Source organism: Pseudomonas gorinensis (genome assembly GCF_042015035.1).
GTDB lineage: Bacteria > Pseudomonadota > Gammaproteobacteria > Pseudomonadales > Pseudomonadaceae > Aquipseudomonas > Aquipseudomonas gorinensis.
The window spans coordinates 317174-337943 of the sequence record NZ_CP167125.1; the positions used below are offsets into that span (position 1 = coordinate 317174).

The 20770-nt window shown below is 58.2% G+C and carries 20 protein-coding genes; 13 read left to right on the forward strand and 7 right to left on the reverse strand.

What is annotated here, in order from left to right; translation table 11 throughout:
• Positions 1-130 precede the first annotated feature (130 nt).
• Positions 131-1558, reverse strand: a complete 1428-nt coding sequence (locus AB7933_RS01405) for a hypothetical protein (RefSeq protein ID WP_196997244.1) — start codon at positions 1556-1558, stop codon at positions 131-133.
• 51 nt (positions 1559-1609) lie between these two features.
• Entirely contained in the window at positions 1610-2011 is a 402-nt protein-coding gene (locus AB7933_RS01410) for a hypothetical protein (protein WP_153428583.1), read from the reverse strand.
• 1091 nt (positions 2012-3102) lie between these two features.
• On the opposite strand from AB7933_RS01410, the gene AB7933_RS01415 reads away from it, so the two are divergent.
• From AB7933_RS01415 to AB7933_RS01455, 9 genes are all read left to right on the forward strand, one after another.
• Positions 3103-3819, forward strand: a complete 717-nt coding sequence (locus tag AB7933_RS01415; RefSeq protein WP_051448857.1) for a helix-turn-helix transcriptional regulator — start codon at positions 3103-3105, stop codon at positions 3817-3819.
• A 159-nt stretch (positions 3820-3978) separates the two neighbouring features.
• A complete protein-coding gene (locus AB7933_RS01420; protein WP_041160802.1) occupies positions 3979-4554 on the forward strand; it encodes an acyl-homoserine-lactone synthase in 576 nt (191 codons plus the stop codon).
• Positions 4555-4689: 135 nt separating this feature from the next.
• Positions 4690-5283 carry an NAD(P)H-dependent oxidoreductase gene (locus AB7933_RS01425; protein ID WP_024072551.1) on the forward strand — a complete coding sequence of 198 codons (594 nt, stop codon included), beginning with the start codon at positions 4690-4692 and terminating at the stop codon, positions 5281-5283.
• Positions 5284-5296: 13 nt separating this feature from the next.
• Positions 5297-5827, forward strand: coding sequence for a DUF2867 domain-containing protein (locus tag AB7933_RS01430; protein WP_024072552.1), 531 nt, complete (start codon positions 5297-5299; stop codon positions 5825-5827).
• Positions 5824-7023 (forward strand): AfsA-related hotdog domain-containing protein, encoded by a 1200-nt coding sequence (locus AB7933_RS01435; protein WP_024072553.1) that lies wholly within the window; start codon positions 5824-5826, stop codon positions 7021-7023. Before AB7933_RS01430 ends, AB7933_RS01435 begins: the two co-directional genes overlap by 4 nt.
• Positions 7024-7036: 13 nt before the next feature.
• Positions 7037-8185 (forward strand): NADH:flavin oxidoreductase, encoded by a 1149-nt coding sequence (locus AB7933_RS01440; RefSeq protein ID WP_024072554.1) that lies wholly within the window; start codon positions 7037-7039, stop codon positions 8183-8185.
• Position 8186: 1 nt separating this feature from the next.
• Positions 8187-8957, forward strand: coding sequence for an SDR family NAD(P)-dependent oxidoreductase (locus tag AB7933_RS01445; RefSeq protein WP_024072555.1), 771 nt, complete (start codon positions 8187-8189; stop codon positions 8955-8957).
• Positions 8958-8965: 8 nt separating this feature from the next.
• Positions 8966-9733: an SDR family NAD(P)-dependent oxidoreductase gene (locus AB7933_RS01450; protein WP_024072556.1), complete on the forward strand. Its 768-nt coding sequence runs from the start codon at positions 8966-8968 to the stop codon at positions 9731-9733.
• Complete coding sequence (locus AB7933_RS01455) at positions 9714-10151, forward strand: hypothetical protein (protein ID WP_024072557.1); 438 nt, start codon at positions 9714-9716, stop codon at positions 10149-10151. The genes AB7933_RS01450 and AB7933_RS01455 overlap by 20 nt, the downstream gene beginning before the upstream one ends.
• Before the next feature lie 155 nt (positions 10152-10306).
• Here the strand turns inward: AB7933_RS01455 and AB7933_RS01460 are convergent, their stop codons facing one another.
• Positions 10307-11029: a response regulator transcription factor gene (locus AB7933_RS01460; protein ID WP_024072558.1), complete on the reverse strand. Its 723-nt coding sequence runs from the start codon at positions 11027-11029 to the stop codon at positions 10307-10309.
• Between the two features lie 293 nt (positions 11030-11322).
• Here AB7933_RS01460 and AB7933_RS01465 point away from each other — a divergent pair, with 293 nt between their 5' ends.
• Together AB7933_RS01465 and AB7933_RS01470 are read left to right on the forward strand one after the other, a co-directional pair.
• A complete protein-coding gene (locus tag AB7933_RS01465; protein ID WP_041161066.1) occupies positions 11323-12255 on the forward strand; it encodes a FecR family protein in 933 nt (310 codons plus the stop codon).
• A 3-nt stretch (positions 12256-12258) separates the two neighbouring features.
• Positions 12259-14538, forward strand: a complete 2280-nt coding sequence (locus AB7933_RS01470; RefSeq protein WP_024072560.1) for a CHASE2 domain-containing protein — start codon at positions 12259-12261, stop codon at positions 14536-14538.
• Positions 14539-14719: 181 nt separating this feature from the next.
• Here the strand turns inward: AB7933_RS01470 and AB7933_RS01475 are convergent, their stop codons facing one another.
• The 4 genes from AB7933_RS01475 to glyQ form a co-directional block, all read right to left on the reverse strand.
• On the reverse strand, positions 14720-15490 hold the full coding sequence (locus AB7933_RS01475) for a lysophospholipid acyltransferase family protein (RefSeq protein ID WP_024072561.1): 771 nt from the start codon (positions 15488-15490) through the stop codon (positions 14720-14722).
• A gap of 82 nt (positions 15491-15572) precedes the next feature.
• Positions 15573-16112: a D-glycero-beta-D-manno-heptose 1,7-bisphosphate 7-phosphatase gene (gene gmhB, locus AB7933_RS01480; protein ID WP_172831391.1), complete on the reverse strand. Its 540-nt coding sequence runs from the start codon at positions 16110-16112 to the stop codon at positions 15573-15575.
• Positions 16112-18166, reverse strand: a complete 2055-nt coding sequence (glyS, locus tag AB7933_RS01485; RefSeq protein WP_024072563.1) for a glycine--tRNA ligase subunit beta — start codon at positions 18164-18166, stop codon at positions 16112-16114. The genes gmhB and glyS overlap by 1 nt, the downstream gene beginning before the upstream one ends.
• Positions 18163-19116 (reverse strand): glycine--tRNA ligase subunit alpha, encoded by a 954-nt coding sequence (glyQ, locus tag AB7933_RS01490; RefSeq protein WP_003213601.1) that lies wholly within the window; start codon positions 19114-19116, stop codon positions 18163-18165. Before glyQ ends, glyS begins: the two co-directional genes overlap by 4 nt.
• Before the next feature lie 81 nt (positions 19117-19197).
• Between glyQ and AB7933_RS01495 the strand changes: the two genes are divergently transcribed.
• Both AB7933_RS01495 and AB7933_RS01500 read left to right on the forward strand, forming a co-directional pair.
• Positions 19198-19755, forward strand: a complete 558-nt coding sequence (locus AB7933_RS01495) for a DNA-3-methyladenine glycosylase I (RefSeq protein WP_024072564.1) — start codon at positions 19198-19200, stop codon at positions 19753-19755.
• Between the two features lie 40 nt (positions 19756-19795).
• A complete protein-coding gene (locus AB7933_RS01500; RefSeq protein WP_024072565.1) occupies positions 19796-20683 on the forward strand; it encodes a lysophospholipid acyltransferase in 888 nt (295 codons plus the stop codon).
• Positions 20684-20770: the final 87 nt, after the last annotated feature.

Sequence of the window (20770 nt, forward strand, 5' to 3'; positions counted from 1 at the left end):
TACCCGAAGAGAGGTGACGCTTCAACGGTCCTGAATTGCGCAGGGGATCTCATGTCCTTCCCCTGGCTGGGTAGCTTGCTGAGAAATTCTCATCTACCTGCGTGGCAACGATGCGGCCACCCCGCCGCCGTCAGAGCTCTGGAGGACTGGCTGCTGTCAGCAACTCATCGAGTGACGGAACCTTAGCGTTTGCACTGAGGACGAGTGTTCTGGATCGGAGTATGGATACATCAAAGAAAGATTCGCACTCGACTCTTCCGTTTACTTCTCTCCAGTGGGTGACTTCTGGTATCAACTCATTAGGCACCGGGTATAGTGCCATAGGGTTATGGAATACCTCCACTTCAGCAGACCACGGCTCGTAGCCATATTGCGGCCAGAGCTGACCGTAGTCGCTGGACGCTACATCCAACAGAAATGGGATACCTCGTGATGCTCCCGGAGAACGGTCGAAAAACTCACCAAACCGCAAGTATCGGTACCCGTCTAGATGAGCTCCACCTGAGATCGGCACTCGGCTGAGCTTTGGCACTGTGCAGGCATTGGTGAAAATGACCGCTGAAAGATGGGCATTTTCCATTAGCGTAAATAGGCCGTTGGGGCGCCCTGATAGCAGAGATGTCTCTTCCTCCACAGTTATCAGGTGCGTACCACGATGCGCAGATGAGTGAACTGCAAAGCCATAGAGATAGCTGATGAGCGACTCCCTGCTCCACAGCATTGAACTGGGCGCATGGAAATCGGCTAAGGCCAGAATGAGCGGCTTACCCTCCACGTGCGGTAGGGATTCGTAACGCTTGTCCAATTTGTTTTGGATGGTCCTCGCAAACCTTTCTGCAGCCGCTCCTAAGAAACGCTCATGTCGGTCAGCGGGTGGGGGGACCGGCGAGGCGCCAAAATGCTCATACCGCTCTTCCGGGTTGGCTGTCACTGCTTCAACCCAGGCCTCATCTCCCAGCCTATTCTCGATGTGAAAATCGGGTGATTCTTTAGGCTGGGTGACCAAGAGTCCCTGTTCACGAAAAATCGCTAATAGGTGGGCTTCCCAGAGGCGGGTGTGAAAATTCTCAGTCTGGCAATCGGGAACCCAATTTCTGTCTGGGGATGGCAGTGCGAGATACAGTTGATTCAGCGCCCACGCCCCAATACGGCGGCTTGGATCAAATAGTGATTTGAACACCACGCTTGGTGTGCGCTTACCCATTCTGCTTAGAGGAGCACGTCGTCGTTCACCTGAAGGGAGTGGAAGCGGATGGGCTTGGGTATAGAGAAAATGGCTGATTGAGGCGCGGGCTTCGGACTCGCCAGTGGTGCACTCACCATGGCTGAGGAGCACCCACACGCTATCGACACGACGCCGCAAGGTGACAATTCCGAAGCTGCCGGAATTGATATTTCGGGTTAGAGCGGCACAAGAAATTCCGTCCTCACTAAGCCATGCCCCTACTGGCGGGCTGTCCCCAAACCCCAACCCTCGTGGAAGCGACAAAGCGATTAGATCGAACATCGGCGCAGCAATTTCTTTCATTCGCTGATCTCGGCAGTCGTCAAAATGCATTCCATCAATGCCTCGGAGCGTGCCCGCCGGCGATGGCATCGGTGGAGGTACCTATTGAAGAAGGGGGCTTTGCTCCACCAGGACGTCTCGGTTGGTGAAGATGGTCTCAATGGTTGCAGCCTCGGCAGCCACATGAGTCTTTCGCGTGATCTCTTCAAGGGCCAGTTCGAGCCGGTAGTCTTGGAAATACTCGTACAGCTTTTCAGAGCTCTCGGATATCTCCTCCCCACCATTTTTTGCGAACAAGATGTGGATGATCGCTGCGAGTGGGAGGGAGATGTCGAGATCCTTCTCTTCTGCATCTGACTCCGAGTTCAAACCGTCGAAATACCTCTCCAGATGATTCTGGAGCTCCTCAAGCCAGAACTGAGATAGGTTGCTAGGTAGGGAGCTTTCAGGCCCGGTCAGAAGGACTTCATCTCTGAATAGAGCCAGCAGATTGGGGTTTGCCATGGAGGACCTCACGATTAGATTTGAGAGCAACTGGTCAGCATAGTCCACCTCAAGATGACCACCTCCTTGACGCCCATCCTGGTGCTCCTGAGCATCAGACGAGTGAATCGCCCCGAAACCTGTAGATACAAAATGACCGCTTCTCGCCGTTAGCTGCCTTTCTTGAAGGACAGCTTTGGGTCGATAGCGGCCTTCGTGGAGGTTGGTGTCTACGGGGTCGGTTTAGTCATTCTGAATCTCCGGTTTCACCTCCGTGAGGCCGGCCATCGTCATGCATCAGATCTTGATTGACACGCGTGCCGCTTTGGATAGCCTTGCAATTGAGGGCTGCAACTGCGCATTTGTCGGGCCTGGGTACCAGCATGAGCCCCCGCAATTTTGGCAGCAGAGGAAGCTGGTTCCTCTGAAGTAGTGACGGCGGGCATTGCCAGTCGGATTCTGAACCCAAGGTCGCCAGACTAGGAGCTAAAGGATCGCTGCGACTACTCCTCATCCCTTACCGAAAAGTCACGCGTCGGTCGTAAACGGCCCTTTCCAGGCCAATCAACTTTTGTGATTGGTGAGTAGGGATTTCTCGGCTTTTCTGTGAAAAGCACCCCTTCATTTCACAAAAAAAATGGCGAAGATTCCAATTTCACGGGGTCTGGCCTATCACCTATTTTGTGAACCTACACAGGTGGAGGTTCTCAGAATAAATGAGAACTTTCACAAATAGATGACTCAAGCTTGTCAGCTCAACTGACTGAAAAAGCCAACGTTTTTAAACGTTGGCTTTTTTGTCTTTAAAAACAGAGATTTTTAGCGCTGTTGTAGTTATCGGCAGCGGGGCCAATTCGGTGGTGACGCCATCACAGGGTTCAGGTAACAGAACGTCTCAAACTTCCCAACGCTCGGTCACCAACTGTCAATGAATTGTTCCAGCTCAATGATTTCCCGCCGCAGTCAGGCTACCCTTGCCTAGCGGCAGTAATCCCAATACCGATCACTGGTCTGGCAAGTTACCAAGCAGTAGCAGCACTACCCTGTGTCATGAGTGCGTCCGAAAGTGATAGTCGGCGCAGATAGAGCGTAACAAGGTCAATTCAAGGAGAATGACAGTGAAGTGGATGGATGACCTGTTACACACGATCGACAATGCCCAAACTGAAGCTGAATTGTTGGACCGGATAGTAAGCACTGCAAGACACCTAGGGTTCGACTATTGCGCCTATGGGATCCGAATACCTATACCCGTCACCCGCCCTGCGGTCGTGATGAGCAACAATTTTCAGCCTTCGTGGCGACAACGCTATGCCCAGTGCGAATACATTGCCGTGGACCCGACAGTGCAACACTGCACGAAATCGACGATACCGATTGTCTGGGACGAGCAAATAACCCAGCAAACCCCGCAGATGTGGGAGGAAGCCCGCGCAGCCGGACTGGTCCATGGTTGGGCTCAATCCTGTCTGGACGGCCGCGGCAGCGGCGGCATGCTGACCCTGGCGCGCCCCAGCGACGCTATTACTGCGCAAGAGCTGGCATCCAATCAAAAATACATGCGGTTTTTGGTGAATGTCGCCCATCAGGGGTTCTTGCGAGTACTGACACCGCAGTGGCAATTACCGCAGGAAAAATCGCTGTCGCGGCGCGAATGTGAAGTCCTTAAGTGGGCAGCCGACGGCAAGACTGCCTACGAGATAGGTTTGATCCTCTCGCTATCGCGGGAAACCATCAAGTTTCACCTGCGCAATGCAGGCTCGAAACTGGGCGTCCATAACTGCACCGCTACCGTAGTGCGCGCCACTACACTGGGCTTGCTCGTCTGAGACACCACTCATGTGTGCACCGCTGAAGCGTTAACGGCGCTGAGTGAGAACAACAACAATAATACTCGCACGTTGAAGACGCACCTGCCCAAAAGAGCAGTACCTAAGCATTCGATTATTCTGCTGAATTATCCCTCGATTATTTGCCGAGGGTTCCTCATGTATATGACCACGGGTACGCGCCTTACATTACCGATAGAACTGTGGCAGGCCCTGCTGCGATATCGCTATCGCGTATTTGTCGAGAAACTTGGATGGCATCTGGACTGTGCGATCGGTGAGGAACTGGATCAATTCGATCGCGACGACACGGTATACGTGATCGCCCATCAAGGCCCGCGCATCGTCGGCGTAGCGCGGCTGCTGCCCACACACAAGCCCTATCTGCTGGGAGAAGTGTTTCCCCAGGTGCTCGGCGACCAGGCACTTCCCCATTCGGCGGACATCTGGGAAATCTCCCGTTTTGCTGCCGTCGACCTGCAGCAACAGACCTTCACTGGCCATTCAATGTCATCGCCGAACGCCGTGGCGCTGCTGCACGAAGTGCTCAAGGTCGCGGCTCGCCACGAGGTTCGCCAATTGATCACGGTATCTCCGCCCGGGATCGCCCGATTGTTGCGCAAAGCGGGCTTCGACGCTCATTGCGGGGAAAAGCTGACCGTGATCGAAGGGCAAAAGATCATGGCCAACTGGATCAGGGTACCGCCCAGCCTTGTTGATCGAGAAGTGGCCTGAAGCACTACGAATGGCCTGCCGCTGCCGGCAAATTGGGCAAGCCGCCTCCCCAAAAGGTTAGGTTACAACTTCAGGCCCCTGTTCTTAAATAGCGCTGCATCGGCATTCCAACCATATAAAGGACATGGGCCCTACATGAAAAAAGTCATTGTCATTTCGGGGCATCCGGATCTCTCGGTTTCCCGCGTCAATATCGCGATCATGAGCAAGATCAGCCATCGTGGCGTCAAGGTCCATAGCCTGTCCTGCGCGGTAACGCCCACCGGGTTCGATGTTCGTGCAGAGCAGGCGTTGCTCGATGCCCATGACCGCATCGTGTTGCTGTTTCCGTTGTATTGGTATTCCTGCCCGGCAATCATGAAACAGTGGATCGATGAAGTGTTCACCCCCGGCTATGCCTACGCACGCGGCGGTGACAAGCTCAAGAACAAGGAGTTCATGATCGTCACCACAGTGGGGGCGCCATCCACAGGCTACCGCGCTGGCGGGTTCAACCGTTACACACTGGATGAATTGCTCAGGCCTTTGCAGCAGACGGTGGCGTACGTCAAAGGTATCTACCTGCCTGTCGTCGGGGTTTACGAATCGGTATTCATCGACGACGAATCAATCGACGTCATCGCTCAGAATGTCGCCGAACAGGTCATTGAGGACCAGGCATCCGCCGACCAGCTCTACGAAAACATGCTATTGCAGGCCGAGCAGGCGCAAATCGCCCTGCTGCAATAAGGTGTCATCCATCATGAAGACGCCAAACGCCCAGATCCCACCGTGCGCCAGCCTGGTGGCCGAGCACCATGAGCTAGGTTTTCTGCATTCGGCCAGCGCGATCATCGACACCGAATCCACGGTATTCGAACTGTATTGCCTGATGACGGCCGCGACGCCCGCCTGGCTCAAAGGTGCCTTCAGGCTGCGCGACAGCATCTCGCAGCACTTTCACGTCGAGAAGATCGGCGGGTTCTCGGGCGTCACACCAGAGTGCGTCCCGACGGTCGGCGAAAAGCTCGATTTCTTCACCATCGAGGCCCTCAGCGCACACAAGCTGGTACTGACCTCACGCGATACCCATCTGGCGGTCATGGTCTCGATCGATACAACACTCACGCAACCGCGTTGCCTGCATATCACCACCTCCGTCAAGACCTTCAATACTTTCGGCCGCCTCTACATGCTGCCGGTGGCGCCGGTACATGGGCCCATCATTAAGCTTTTGCTGTCCCGTCTCCCCCTACATTCCCCAATTCGCTCACTTGGAGATCGCAACCCATGAACTGCGCAGACTTGATTGACCCCCATCTGTTGCACAAAGACAGCCCCAAGGATGTCCTGATCGCTCGACCAAGGCTGATTCTGCCCAGTTTTCTCAGTACTACGATTGGTGCAGAAATACTGGCTGGCAACGCGCAGGATCAGGCCCTGTTCGAGGCGCTGTACAGTGCGCAAGATGGCCAGTATGTGCTGCGCTATCTGCCCTTGAAAATCAGTGCGGAACAGGCGAGCACACTCTCCACCTTCGAGATCCGCCTGACTGATTTCTATACCGAGTGCGGCGACCACTTCATCCTCACGGCTGAATTCATCCCCCTGCAGGCCCAACGCTACCTTGCCCAGCATTTTCAGGGCGGTGATGCCGAAATACCGTCCGACCAGGTATTACGCATGATCGAGTGCCTTGAAACGCTCGCGCAGTGGGATAAGGCCAGGCAGGGGTCTTATCTGTTGATCAATGACACCAAGAATTACTACTTCTATAACAAGCAGCACGAACATGTGCCGGGCCTGATGTTGATCGAGGTGGCCAGGCAAGCCATGTACTACTACGTCTACAACTACTTGGGGCACCGGCGCGGCGCAGTTTCCATTTCCATCGAAGACTTGCGCATTTCCTTCAATGCCTACACCGAATCGGCCTATGAAGTCGAAATCGTGGTGCAGCAGGCCCAGGGCCTCAGGCGATCACAACCCAAGTCCATCGACAAGTGCGCGAACTTCTATCAGAACGGTCGGCTGGTGTCGCGTCTTTGGCTGCAAGGCGCAGTGATCAAGTTACCGCTGTTCAAACGCATGCGCTCGTTGAACTACCCTCAGGATCATTGGTTTACCCCTTCCGATCGCTTGCCCAAGAACATCCTCGTGCATCACGCCGATAGCGTGTTGCAAGCCAGGCTGAGCCTGCTCTCGGTACTGGGAGTGCTGGTGACTCATCAAGCCGGGGCCATCGATTGGAGCACGGTCAGTACCGTATCGCTCTACATCGAAGGGGGTGGTTTCCTCAGCCTGCCAGTTGCTTCGACCTGCTCCACCGGCGAATCCGACCAGCGGGTGCTGGTGTTCGGTAAGTTGTCCAAGGACCAGGCCAGCGAACTCCGTGAAACGATCAAGTGCCACTGCTTCTTTGCCGGGCAGATGCGATGGGCCGCGGCCTCTTCACCAGCCCCTCTGGCCCACGAGCAAATCGTGGCATGAGGATCGTTCGCCCATGAGCTATGAGCTTTCACAACGCCCACTGGTGATCGGTAAGAGCGTTTCGCTGAAAAACCGATTGTATTTCGCCCCGATGGGCATCGACCTGGCCACCTCGGACGGTTCGCTGTCCGAAGAAATGCTCACTTTCTATCAACATGTGATCGACGGTGGCTGCGCCATGGTGGTACTGGGCAACTCCTCCATAGCGCCCTCCACGCGCCTGCATGCGCGAGGCCTGTGCCTGCACAGCGATGCCAACCTGGAAAAGCTCGCGCCGCTGGTGGAGTACGGCCACCAGCGGGACTGTCCGGTGGTGGTGCAACTTCAGCATTACGGAGCCCAAGGTGGCACGCAGATCAGCGGCCAACCGCTGCTTTGCCCGAGCCGCAGTGCGTTATCCGGTAGCAGCGGTGCCGATCTGTTGGTAGAGATGAGTGTCGAGGACATCGACGCTGTCTGCGATCAGTTTGCCCAAGCGGCTCTGCGTGCCAGACAGGCCGGCGCCAAAATGGTCCAGCTCCAGGCATCCAACGGCTATCTGCTGAGCAGTTTTCTATCGCCCTGGACCAACCATCGGCGTGACGCCTATGGCGCCAGCCCGCTCAAGCGAGCGCGGTTCCTGCTGGAAGTCATCGACCGCATTCATAGGGTTACCGCTGGAGACCTGGAGGTTTCCGTGCGCCTGGGCATCGATGATTGTCTGGGCACCAGCGGGCAGCAACCGGAACTGCTCGAGGACGTAGTGGCTGCTCTGGCGGACGCCGGGACGTCGGCAATCATGTGCTCGATCACCATCAAGGAAACCTTCCGCTACATGCTTTCTGCCCATCCTGAGATTCAGCGACAGTTCGTCGAAGGGGTGCGGCTGATCAAGTCGTTCACCTCGCTCCCGGTCGGCTATGCCGGTTTCATTGGCTCGCTGCAGGAGGCAGAAGATCAACTGCGGCTGGGTCACTGTGATCTGGTCGGCATGAGCCGAGCCCTTTTTGCCGATAACGACCTGATCAGCAAGTCGCTCGCCGGCCATGAGGATCAGGTCCAGCAATGCCGGTTTGACGGTAACTGCTTTCGAGACAAGAGCAATCCGCAACTCGATCGGGTGTATTGCTGCGTGAATGAGCATTACAAGCGGCCCGCTCACATCCATTACGGGAATCAATAACATGGAATTTCAAGACAAGAACGTCGTCATCACCGGCGGAGCAAGCGGTATCGGCCTAGCCGTGGCAAAGCAACTGGCCGGAGCGGGCGCGCGGCTGTTCCTGATGAGCAGAAACGAGCAAAAGGCTGCCGCCGCTCTGGAGATACTCGGGGCTTCGGCGCAGTTCATCTTTTGCGATGTAGCGTCGGAAACTTCAGTAGCCGAGGCCTTCGCGAAGGTGGCTGGCGAGGTTGATCAGTTGCACTACGCCATCAACAACGCAGGCATTACCGCCCCCTACGCGCCGATCGCGACAATCCAGCCGCAGGACTGGAACAGGGTCATCCACACCAACCTGAACGGCCCCCTTTACTGCCTGCAAAAAGAACTGGCATTGATCAGCCAGTACCCCGATGGAGCGATCGTCAATGTTTCCTCGTGCGCTGGCGTGATGCCGATGGCCAATCAGGCGGCCTACGTCGCCAGCAAGACAGCGCTCAATGCCTTGACGCAGGTCGCCGCCATGGAGAATGCCTGCGACAGCGATTCCGGCTTTGCCGTGCGCGTCAACGCCGTAGCGCCCGGGCCGACACTGGGAGGTATGAACTCTCCGGAACGGCTGGCTGCCCATCCGGAAAACACCCAGCGCAAGCGTGACGTGACGGCCATGAAGCGCTTTGCCCAGCCAGAGGAAATCGCCGATGCGATCATGTTTTTGCTGAGCAAGAGATCCAGCTATATCACCGGCACAGTGCTCAGCGCCGATGGCGGCTATCACATCGGCAAATTCTAGGGGTAATCATGGCTAGCATATTGATCACCGGTGTAAGCACCGGTATCGGCAACGCCCTGGCACGCTATCACCTGGCCAGGGGCGACGAGGTGCTCGCGGTGTCACGAAATCCTGCGGCCAATATCCCGCCACAGGAGCACTTCCACTTTATGCGGTGCGATTTGACCGATATCGAGCGCGCACCGGCAATCTTGCAGACGTTACTATCGCGCACCCCTGCCCCGGTAGAGACCGTCTACCTGAATGCGGGACGGTTCGGCGGCGCGCCCCAACTGGCCACGCAGACCTCGATGCAGGAGTTCAATAGCGTCTTGGCGCTCAACCTGGGCGCCGTAAAAATGGTCCTGGATATTATGCTGAGTGCGACGCCGCCCCCCAGTACCGTGGTCTTCTCATCATCGATTTCGGCACTGCGCCAACGTGCGGGGATGCTCTCATATTCCGTATCCAAGGCAGCGTTGAATGCTCTGGCAAAAATCTATCAATTGGAAAACCCACACACATTCTTTGCAGTTCTGGGGCTCTGCAACGTCCAGACGACTGTGGCGCGGACCATCATGGCGGCGGATGAACGTTTCAGCGATCTTGTCGCGCTGCGGCAACGAGCGGCAGTTCCCGGCTACATCGTCGACGCCGACTCCCGCGCTGGGCATATTGTCCAGGTTTTGGCCGAGCGCCATCGTAATGGACTGAAATCGGGAGAGTTCCAAGAAATTCGCGACTTGCTGAACCAACCACTCAAGGAGGAGACCCGCAATGACCCAATCCACACATGAGAAAATCGTACGCGTTGGCGCTATATACGACATTCTTGCAATGGCCCCATTCGCCTTGCCGATGGTGTCCGTCTGGGCCTATTCAATGATCCAATGGGTCGATCAACAACTGGGCTTCAACAGCCGCTTCTCGACGCTCGACCCCACGGCCATGTTCCTGCTCAACATCGGCGCCTGGGCATACCTTGTGTGGGGCTTTGTGCGTTGGCGAGCCCCCACACGCGAACATGCCCGTCTCAGCGCCTTGCTGCGCGTGATCGTAGTGGTACTGCAGGTATTGGCCGTCAGCGGTGGCGCTTCGCCTTTCTTGCTGGTGCTGGGTGTCGTTCAACTGTTGCTGGCGGTACTGGAGTTTTCCCACAGATTATTCGAGCGCAACGTCGCTAAACCCACCCGAGAAGGGGCCCGTTCTTACTGATGGTTGGCGCCGATGCCGAGTTGACCCAGTTGCCGAGATTTCACCGATCGGTCAATCCCGGGGTCGGCATCAACACGACAATCCTGTTGGAACCGAGAACGGCCTGGACTGCTCAGGCCGTTTTTTAAAATGCTCCACGTGGAACATCGTGATTTTCAGCGTTGAGTCGCCGGCGCCACACTCTCCAACCGATACCCATACCCATAGATGGTCAACAGCTGCCAACCCCGGTCGGCCGTCAGGCCAAGCTTGTTACGCAGCCGATAGATATGCGTATCCAACGGTCTTGAAGAGACCATTTCCTCATGGCTCCAGAACCGCTCATAGAGGTACTCTCGGGAAAGCGGCCGTGCCAGATTGGCAAACAAGCAACTGGCCAATCGGTACTCGCGTTCGGTCAGGTTGATTGGTTTGCCCGCACGGGTAACAGTGAGTTCGGCGTCATCGAAGGTCAGGTCGTTGAAGCTTTGTACTTCGTTGTTCGCGGACTTCTGAAAACCATGCCGACGCAAAACGGCGGTGACTCGCGCTTTGAGCTCATTGGGTCGAAAGGGTTTGCTGACGTAATCATCGGCGCCGCTGTTGAGCGCAGTGACAATATCGCTCTCGGCATCACGGCTGGTCAGCATGATGACCGCGGGGGGCGCTTCCATGTGTTCGCGTGTCCAGCGCAGTATCGCGATGCCACTGATATCAGGCAATTGCCAGTCGAGTATCAGCAGGTCAAAGGTTTCGCGGCGCAGTTGGCGCAGCAGGTCTTCACCGCGTTCGAAGCAATGCAGAGACCAGGGCTGTTCCGTGATACTGGGGATTTGTCGCAGTGTCTGTTCCACCCGCCGCAGTTCAGCGGGTTCGTCATCCAGTATTGCGACACGCATGTCGAAGGTCCTTTCTTCTAATATTAGGCAGCCGACGGCCTTGGATATATGGCACATACTGCACAGTTGCCGGCCTCTGAATCTGAAGAATTGTGGTCAGATTCAACGCCCCCTTGGAACTCTCGGTACGCTGATATCAAAGGGCCGTTAAGCCATTGAAAGTCCTCGATACCCAGGTGGGAAAGATACCGGCTCCCGATCGTAAGTAAAAGGATCAGCCGACAGGTACGCTGCCGCCAACACCTGCGCGTTGATGTCAGATGCCTTCTGGAACCCATACCTTAATGAGCACCATGACCCTCTCTCCCCCCGCGACGCGCCGTACCCTCCCCGCCCTGTTGATCCTGGTAGCTTCGGCCAGCGCCGGTGCCAAGACGCGTCCCCCCTACCTCGATGATGATTTTCTTTGCCGTGCGCAACCTTTGCCGGCCGTCGTCCAGCATGTCACCGGGGATGCCTGGAAACTCGACCCGCGAGGCAAGGCAATGCCTTTGCAGGAAGGCATGACCATCGATGAGCAGGAGGGTGTGAAGACATCGGCGTCGGCGTTTGTCAGCCTGTCGTTGGGGGATGGCTCGCGGCTGGTGCTGCCCTCCAGTTCCCAGGTGCGCTTGCGCCTGGTCGAGAAGCGGTCGATTCCGCAGGTCATACTCGAACAAGGCCAGGTTGAAGCGTATGTGATCAAGCGAGCCAGTGATTACGACCGGTTCCAGATCATCACCCCTGTCGGTGTGTTGGGTGTGCGAGGCACGCACTTTCGAGTACGTGATGACGGTGAACAGTCCATGCTGGAGGTGCTTGATGGTCAGGTGGCGGTCAATCGCGCCCTGAAAACCGCGCCTGCCGAAGCAGAGGTCAAGGTCGATGGCCGGCAAGGCCTGCTGTTCAAGCAACAAGGTGATCTTCACCCCGTTGAGTTACTGTCCGCGCCCAGGCTTATCGGCCAGGATGGGCAGAAAGGTGATGCGCCGGTCTGGCGTTTGTACCTGCGACCGTTGCCCGGTGCCCGGCGGTATCGCGCCCAAGTGGCGACTGATAAAGCCTTTATGAACATCCAGCAGGAAAACTTTTCCAGTGAGCCGAAAATGAGCTTCACTGGGCTCAAGGCATCGTTCTATCACGTTCGTGTATCGGCGTATGACGAGCATGGCCTGGAAGGAGAAACCGGGGTCTATGACATCTTCTACTACCCGCCCGCCACGCAGGCGCAGGCTTCCGGTGGCTGACCAATGATGTTCTGGCGCAAGGCCGAGAAACGCCAACCCACCCATGCCCAACGCCTGTTCCACGGGTTGGTCCGCGAGTGGTTGTGGATCGGTTTACTGTTGCTGCCGATCACGGCCTATCTGTCCTTGAGCCCCGGCCTCGCCCTGAACAATCCGTTGTATGACAGCCTGCGCCGTCTTACCCCCTTACCCGTTGACCCACGCATCTTGCTGGTAACAATTGATGACGCGAGCTTGAAAAAGCTCGGCCAATGGCCCTGGCCACGCAGCTTGCACGCCGACTTGATCGATCGCCTGAGTGCCGCGCAACCGGCAGGCATTCTGTTTGATGTGATCTTCAGCGAGCCCGGCAACGCTGCCAACGACAAACGCCTGGCCGAGGCAGTGTGCAACGCGGGGAATGTGCTGTTGCCACTGGTGCGCGAGGGCACCGCCAGCTACAGCGAGCCAGGGGAGCAGATGCTGCCGCTGCTCAAATGCGCCAAGGGGGTTGGGCATATTAATGTTGAGGCGGACAGCGACGGCGTGGTGCGCAGCCTGTACATGCGTGAAGGACCGCCTGCAGCCACCGCCGCGCAGTTGGCGTGGTTGGCGTACCAGTTGAGCGGCGAAGCCCAGGCCATGCCGGGGGAGCCCCAGGATTCAAGTGCTCAAACCTGGCATCGCGAGCACGCCATCCGTATCCCTTTCATCGCGCCGCACACTCATTTTCCCAGCGTGTCCTACGTCAGCGTATTACACGGTGAAGTCCCTTCCGAACTGCTACGTAATCGCCTGATCCTGGTGGGGGCTACCGCCTCGGGGATGGGGGACCGGTTCGTCACACCCCTCTCCTCCACCGTGGGCACGACCGCGGGGGTGGAGATCCAGGCCAACGTGCTCAATGGCTTGCTGCAAGGGCGCAGCATTGTCGATCTGCCTGGCTGGTTGGCGGCAACGATGGCGACGTTCCTGGTGGCGTTGTTGCTCGGCCTGCTGCTGTACCGGCCGCGCTATGCATTGTGGATGACGCTGGGCTGCATGGCGGTTGCGCTGCTCGGTTCCTGGGCGTTGTTACGCCTGGGGCACTGGTGGTCGCCGGCGGCCTGCCTGATTGGCCTGCTGTTGAGTTACCTGATCTGGAATTGGCGCCGCTTGAGTGTGATCCTCGCCTATTTCGGCTGGGAACTGGCGCGGCTGGATAACGAACCCAAAGTACTGCCCGAACGCCGTCGCGCGCCGGCCAGCAAGGGGGATGTGTTGCAGGCGCGTATCTTCGCCCTTGAGCAAGCTGTCGGTCGTACGCGGGACACTCGCCGCTTTATGGCCGATGGCCTGGAGTGCCTGCCGGTGGCGACGCTGATCACCGACCCCAAAGGCAACATCCTGCTGGCTAACCGCATCGCCCGCGATGTGTTCGGGAATGACCTGGTCAGCGAAAACCTTCTCGAACAACTCGCTGACCTGGGGTATCCACCGTTGCATAACGGCGTGCGACCCGCGCTTGCGGCGCTCGAACTCGTCGAGTTCCGCGACATTCATCAACGCAGCCTGCGAATGGAACTTGCGCCGCTGTTGCCCGCCGACGGTGACGTCGCACTCGGATGGCTACTGAGCCTGACAGACCTGAGTAAGGAACGTGAGGCCCAGCAGCACCGCGAGACGATGCTGCGCTTCCTCTCTCACGACTTGCGCGCACCCCACTCGGCGATCCTCGCGCTGTTGGATGTGCACAATGGTGAGTCGCCCGTATTCGCCCAGATCGAGCAACAGGTTCGACGTGCCTTGAGCCTCACCGAGTCCTTCGTGCAATTGGCCAAGGCGGAAGCTGACGGCTACCAATTCCAGCCGACGCTGTTCGCCATGCTGGTGATGGATGCCTTCGATCAGGTGGCGCTGATTGCGCAGCTCAAGGGCATTCACTTGGTCCATGACCTCGACGAGGCGGACGAAGGCATGGTTTCAGCCGATCAATCGTTGCTCACGCGTTCGTTGTTCAACGTGCTGGAGAATGCGATCAAGTATTCCCCGTCCGGTACCACGGTAAGGTTGAGACACAGCAGCGCACAAGGCTGGTTGGAATGCCGCATCAGCGACCAGGGCCCGGGGATTGCCGCTGAAGATTTACCCGAGCTGTTCAGCCAGTATCGGCGCTTCGAGTCCGCCCAAGGCAGTGAAGGTCTTGGATTGGGGCTGACCATGGTCAAGGCCGTTGTAGAGCGCCATGGTGGCCTTATCAGGTGTGAAAGCGTGGTAGGCAAAGGCACCACATTCAGTCTACAGCTGCCGTTGTTGGAAGACTGACCCGCGTACTATTCGGCTGTGTATAAAAAACCGGTCTCAAGGACCGGTTTTTTACTGCGCAAAAAACTTATGCACGTTTTTATGGATTTTATGATGCGGGGAAATATGTAATTAAATCAGGTTGTTAGACGGTAAAAATGCCAATTTGCCAACAATCCGTACACAGGTTATCCACAGAACCTCAAATCACCGGCGTCTCGACCACCACCGGCTCCGGTGGCAGCGAACCCATGGCGCGTTGCTGGGCTTCGTTCCACGCGGCAGCGCGGTCATTCAGCGCGGCAATGGCCCGCGGCCCTTCCCCCTCGGCGTACATCGGTTCGCCAATCACCACGGTGATAGTGCCAGCACGCTTGGCCCAACCGGTCTTTGGCCAGAACTTGCCGGCGTTGTGGGCAATGGGCAACACAGGCAGGTGGGCATTGACCGCCAACGCGGTGCCGCCCCGGGAGAACTTGCCGACGGTACCGTAGGGCACGCGTGTACCTTCCGGAAAGATCAGCACCCACACACCGTCCTTGAGCAACTCATCACCCTTCTTGGCCACGTGCTTGAGTGCGGCCTTGGGGTTGTCACGGTCGATGGCGATCGGCCGCAACATGGCCATGGCCCAGCCAAAGAACGGCACGTACAGCAGTTCACGCTTGAGCACCTGGCTCAAAGGCGAGAAGTACGCCGACAGGAAGAACGTCTCCCAGGTGCTCTGGTGGTTCGACAGAATCACGCAAGGCTGGTCCGGGACGTTTTCCGCGCCCTTGACCTCGAAACGGATGTTCAGGAACACCTTGGTCAGCCACAACGCACAGCGGCACCAATAGACGTTGATGAAGCGATAGCGCGCCTTGAACGGCAGGAAGGGCGCGATAAAAAAGCTCAGGGTGCACCAGAGAAACGAGCTGGTGCCCAACAGCAGGTAAAAGAAGAAGGTTCTGATGGCCTGCAAAATCGACATGGCGGCATTTACCGTTGCGGGACAACGCCCGCCTGTTAAAAGCGCACTCCCGAACAGTCCTTGGTCAGGAAGTCGAGGGCGGCTAGTTGTTGATAAGTTCTGCGGCAACCGCCGCCAGATCGTCAAAAATCAAGGTGCCTACCGGCAGGTTTTTCGCCTGGGTCTTTTCGCCTTTCCCGGTCTTAACCAAAACTGGCTGAGAGTCGACGGCTTTGGCCGCCTCCAGGTCACCGAGGCTGTCCCCGACGAACCATAGCCCAGCCAGGGGCACGTTGTAATGTTCTGCAATGGTTTTCAGCATGCCAGGCTTGGGTTTGCGGCAATCGCAGCCCTCATCCGGCCCGTGGGGGCAGTACACCACCAGCCCCACCTCACCGCCCTGCTCGGCCACCAATGTGCGCAAGCGCGCGTGCATGGCGTCCAGTGTGGCGATGTCGTAATAGCCGCGGGCGATGCCGGACTGGTTGGTGGCAATGGCCACCGTCCAGCCGGCTTTGCTCAACTGCGCGATGGCCTCGATCGAACCGGGCAATGGAATCCATTCCGCCACCGACTTGATGTAAGCGTCGGAGTCGTAATTGATGACTCCGTCCCGATCGAGAATCAGCAGTTTCAACATGATCAGCCCAGTACGGAAATGTCAGCGATGTTGATGAACAGGCCGCGCAGACGCGCCAGCATGGCGTAGCGGTTTTTCCGCACGCCAGCATCTTCGGCATTGATCATCACCGCTTCGAAGAACGCGTCCACCGGCTCACGCAAGGTGGCCAGGCGTGCCAGGGCTTCGGCGTAGTTACGTTCGGCGATCAGCGGCTTCACCGCGTTTTCGGCCTTGGCGATAGCCGAGTTCAACGAAAACTCCTTGGCATCGGCGAACAGGCCAGGGTCGACATCGGCGTTGCCCAGGCCTTCGGCCTTGCTCAGCAGGTTCGATACACGCTTGTTCACGGCGGCCAGGGCATCGGCTTCCGGCAGCTTGCGGAACGCTTGTACGGCCTGTACGCGTTGGTCGAAGTCCAGCGCCGAACCCGGTTGCAGGGCACGTACCGACAGGTACACCGAAACGTCCACGCCTTCGTCTTCGTAACGCGCACGCAGGCGGTCGAATACGAATTCGAGTACCTGTTCAGCCAGGCCGGTTTGCTTGACCTTGCCACCAAACTGGCCGACAGCGAACACCACGGCCTGGGTCAGGTCGAGGTCGAGCTTCTTGTCGATCAGGATCCGTAGCACGCCCAGCGCCGCCCGGCGCAGGGCATAGGGGTCTTTGCTGCCGGTAGGCAGCATGCCGATACCGAAGATACCCACCAGGGTGTCGAGTTTGTCGGCGATGGCCACGGCCGCACCGGTCAGGGTGGTCGGCAACTCGGCGCCAGCACCGCGCGGCATGTACTGCTCGTTCAGTGCCAGGGCGACATCGTCCGGCTCGCCGTCATTGAGGGCGTAGTAGTAACCGGCAACGCCTTGCATCTCCGGAAACTCGCCCACCATCTCGGTGGCCAGGTCGCACTTGGACAGCAGGCCGGCGCGCGCGGCCCATGCCGCGTCACCCCCAATGCGCGGGGCAATGTAGGCCGCCAGCTTGGAAACCCGTACGGCTTTGTCGTAGACGCTGCCGAGTTTTTCCTGGAACACCACGTTTTGCAGGCGCAGGTTGAAGTCTTCGAGCTTCTGCTTCTTGTCTTGCTTGAAGAAGAACTCGGCGTCGGTCAGGCGCGGGCGCACGACTTTCTCGTTACCGGCGATGATCTGCTGCGGGTCCTTGCTCTCGATGTTGGCCACGGTGATAAAGCGCGGCAACAATTTGCCGTCCACGTCCAGCAGGCAGAAGTACTTCTGGTTGTCCTGCATGGTGGTGATCAGCGCTTCCTGCGGCACGTCGAGGAAGCGTTCCTCGAACGAGCACACCAGCGGCACCGGCCATTCAACCAGGGCGGTCACTTCGTCGAGCAGGTTTGGCGGCACGATGGCAGTACCTTCCTGCAGGCGGGCCAGCTCTTCGGTGCGCTTGCTGATCAGCTCGCGACGCTCATTGGCATCCGCCAGCACGTACGCTGCACGCAGGTCATCAAGGTAGTTGGCCGGCGCGGTGATACGTACGCTTTGCGGGTGGTGGAAGCGGTGACCACGGGAATCGCGGCCGGCTTTCTGGGCAAGGATGGTGCAGTCGATGACCTGGTCACCGAGCAGCATCACCAGCCACTGGGTCGGGCGCACGAACTCTTCCTTGCGTGCCCCCCAGCGCATGCGCTTAGGGATCGGCAGGTCGTTGAGGGAGTCTTCAACGATCGTCGGCAACAGGCTGGCGGTCGGCTTGCCCTTGATGACCTGGCTGAAACGCAGTTTCGGGCCGCTCTGGTCGATCTCGCTCAGCTCGACGCCACACTTCTTGGCGAAGCCCAGTGCGGCTTGCGTCGGGTTGCCTTCGGCGTCGAAAGCCGCCTGGCGTGGCGGGCCGTCGAGGTTGATGCTGCGGTCCGGCTGCTGGGTTTCCAGCGCGGTCAGCAACACGGCCAGGCGACGTGGCGCGGCGTAGACTTTTTTCGCGGCAAACTTCAGGCCGGCGGTCTGCAGGCCCTTTTCGATACCGGCCAGGAACGCATCGGCCAGGGTGTTCAATGCCTTGGGTGGCAGCTCTTCGGTGCCCAGTTCAACCAGGAAATCTTGAGCACTCATTGTGCAGCCTCCAGCTTAGCCAACACTTCATCACGCAGGTCCGGGGTTGCCATCGGGAAGCCCAGCTTGGCGCGTGCCAGCAGGTAGGCTTGGGCGACGGAACGCGCCAGGGTGCGTACACGCAGGATGTATTGCTGACGCGCGGTTACCGAGATGGCACGGCGGGCGTCCAGCAGGTTGAAGGTATGGGAGGCCTTCAACACCATTTCATAGCTCGGCAACGGCAGCGGCTGATCCAGTTCGATCAGGCGCTTGGCTTCGCTTTCATAGAAGTCGAACAGTTCGAACAGCTTCTCGACGTTGGCGTGTTCGAAGTTATAGGTCGACTGCTCCACTTCGTTCTGGTGGAACACATCGCCGTAAGTCACTTTGCCGAACGGGCCGTCAGCCCACACCAGGTCGTAGACCGAGTCCACGCCTTGCAGGTACATGGCCAGGCGTTCAAGACCGTAGGTGATCTCGCCGGTCACCGGGTAGCACTCGATGCCGCCCGCTTGCTGGAAGTAGGTGAACTGCGTCACTTCCATGCCGTTGAGCCAGACTTCCCAGCCCAGGCCCCAGGCGCCCAGGGTTGGCGACTCCCAGTTGTCTTCGACGAAACGGATGTCGTGGACCAGCGGGTCCAGGCCGACATGTTTCAGCGAGCCCAGGTACAGCTCCTGGAAGTTGTCCGGGTTCGGCTTCAGTACCACCTGGAACTGGTAGTAGTGCTGCAGACGGTTCGGGTTCTCGCCGTAGCGGCCGTCAGTCGGGCGACGACTGGGCTGCACATAAGCGGCGTTCCAGGTTTCCGGGCCGATGGCCCGCAGGAAGGTAGCGGTGTGGAAAGTGCCGGCGCCTACTTCCATATCGTAGGGCTGAAGTACCACACAACCTTGCTCGGCCCAGTATTGCTGGAGGGCGAGGATCAAGTCTTGGAAGGTACGCACGGCTGGCGTAGGCTGGCTCACGAAATTCACCTGTTACTTGGGCTGCGATTTAAAGAGCGGGAGTATACCCGATTCGGCCGCGCCACCATCCCCTGGAGCCTTATGCCACGCTGCTTTTGGTGTTCTGAAGATCCGCTGTACATGGCTTATCACGATCAGGAGTGGGGAACGCCGCTGCGCGACGCGCAGGGTTTGTTCGAGTTGCTTTTGCTCGAAGGGTTCCAGGCGGGCCTTTCCTGGATCACCGTTTTACGCAAACGCGAGCATTATCGAAAGGTCTTGTTCGGTTTTGATGCGCAGCGGTTGGCGCGCCTGACCGACGCTGAGATCGAAGCGTTGATGCTCGACCCAGGCATTGTGCGCAATCGCTTGAAGCTCAACGCGACCCGCCGAAATGCCGCGGCCTGGCTGGCGCTGGAGGACCCCGTGGGATTGCTCTGGTCGTTTGTCGGCGGCGTGCCCAAGATCAATCATTTCAAGGACCGCAGCGAAGTCCCGGCGATTACGCCGGAGGCTGAGGCCATGAGCCGTGCCCTGAAAAAAGCCGGTTTCACCTTTGTCGGCCCGACCATTTGCTACGCGTTCATGCAGGCTTCAGGCATGGTCATGGACCACACTCAGGACTGTGACCGTTACGCGGACCTGGCCAACGCCGGTTAGAATGCGCGCTTTGCGCACTACACACGATCAGGAGTGACCTGTGGAAAAGTTTAAAGGCGCCTTGCTGGTAGGCGCTCTTCGGTTGTTTGCCCTGCTGCCTTGGCGCGCGGTGCAAGCCGTGGGTTCGGCCATTGGCTGGATCATGTGGAAAACCCCCAACCGCTCCCGCGACACGGTGCGGATCAACCTCTCCAAGTGCTTCCCGGACATGGACCCGGCCGAACGCGAGCGCCTGGTGGGCCGCAGCCTGATGGACATCGGCAAGTCCTTGACCGAAAGCGCCTGCGCCTGGATCTGGCCGGCGCAGCGTTCCATCGACCTGGTGCGCGAGGTCGAGGGCCTGGAAGTGCTGCATGAAGCCCTGGCCTCAGGCAAAGGCGTGGTCGGTATCACCAGCCACCTGGGCAATTGGGAAGTGTTGAACCATTTCTATTGCAGCCAGTGCAAACCGATCATTTTCTACCGCCCGCCCAAGCTCAAGGCCGTGGACGACTTATTACGCAAGCAGCGCGTGCAACTGGGGAACCGCGTGGCCGCCTCCACCAAGGAAGGCATCCTCAGAGTGATCAAGGAAGTGCGCAAAGGTGGCCAGGTGGGCATCCCCGCCGACCCGGAACCGGCGGAATCCGCCGGGATCTTCGTGCCGTTCTTCGCTACGCAGGCGCTGACCAGCAAGTTCGTGCCGAACATGCTCGCCGGCCATAAGGCCGTCGGTGTGTTCCTGCATGCGCTGCGCCTGCCGGATGGCTCGGGCTACAAAGTGATTCTGGAAGCGGCGCCGGAAGACATGTACAGCACCGACACTGCTACGTCCTGCGCGGCGATGAGCAAGGTGGTGGAGCGTTACGTCGGCGCCTACCCAAGCCAGTACATGTGGAGCATGAAACGCTTCAAGAAACGCCCGCCGGGTGAGGCGCGGTGGTACTGACCCAAGGCCAATACAAAACCAAATGTGGGAGGGGGCTTGCCCCCGATAGCGGCGGTTCAGCCAAATATGCATTGGCTGACACCCTGC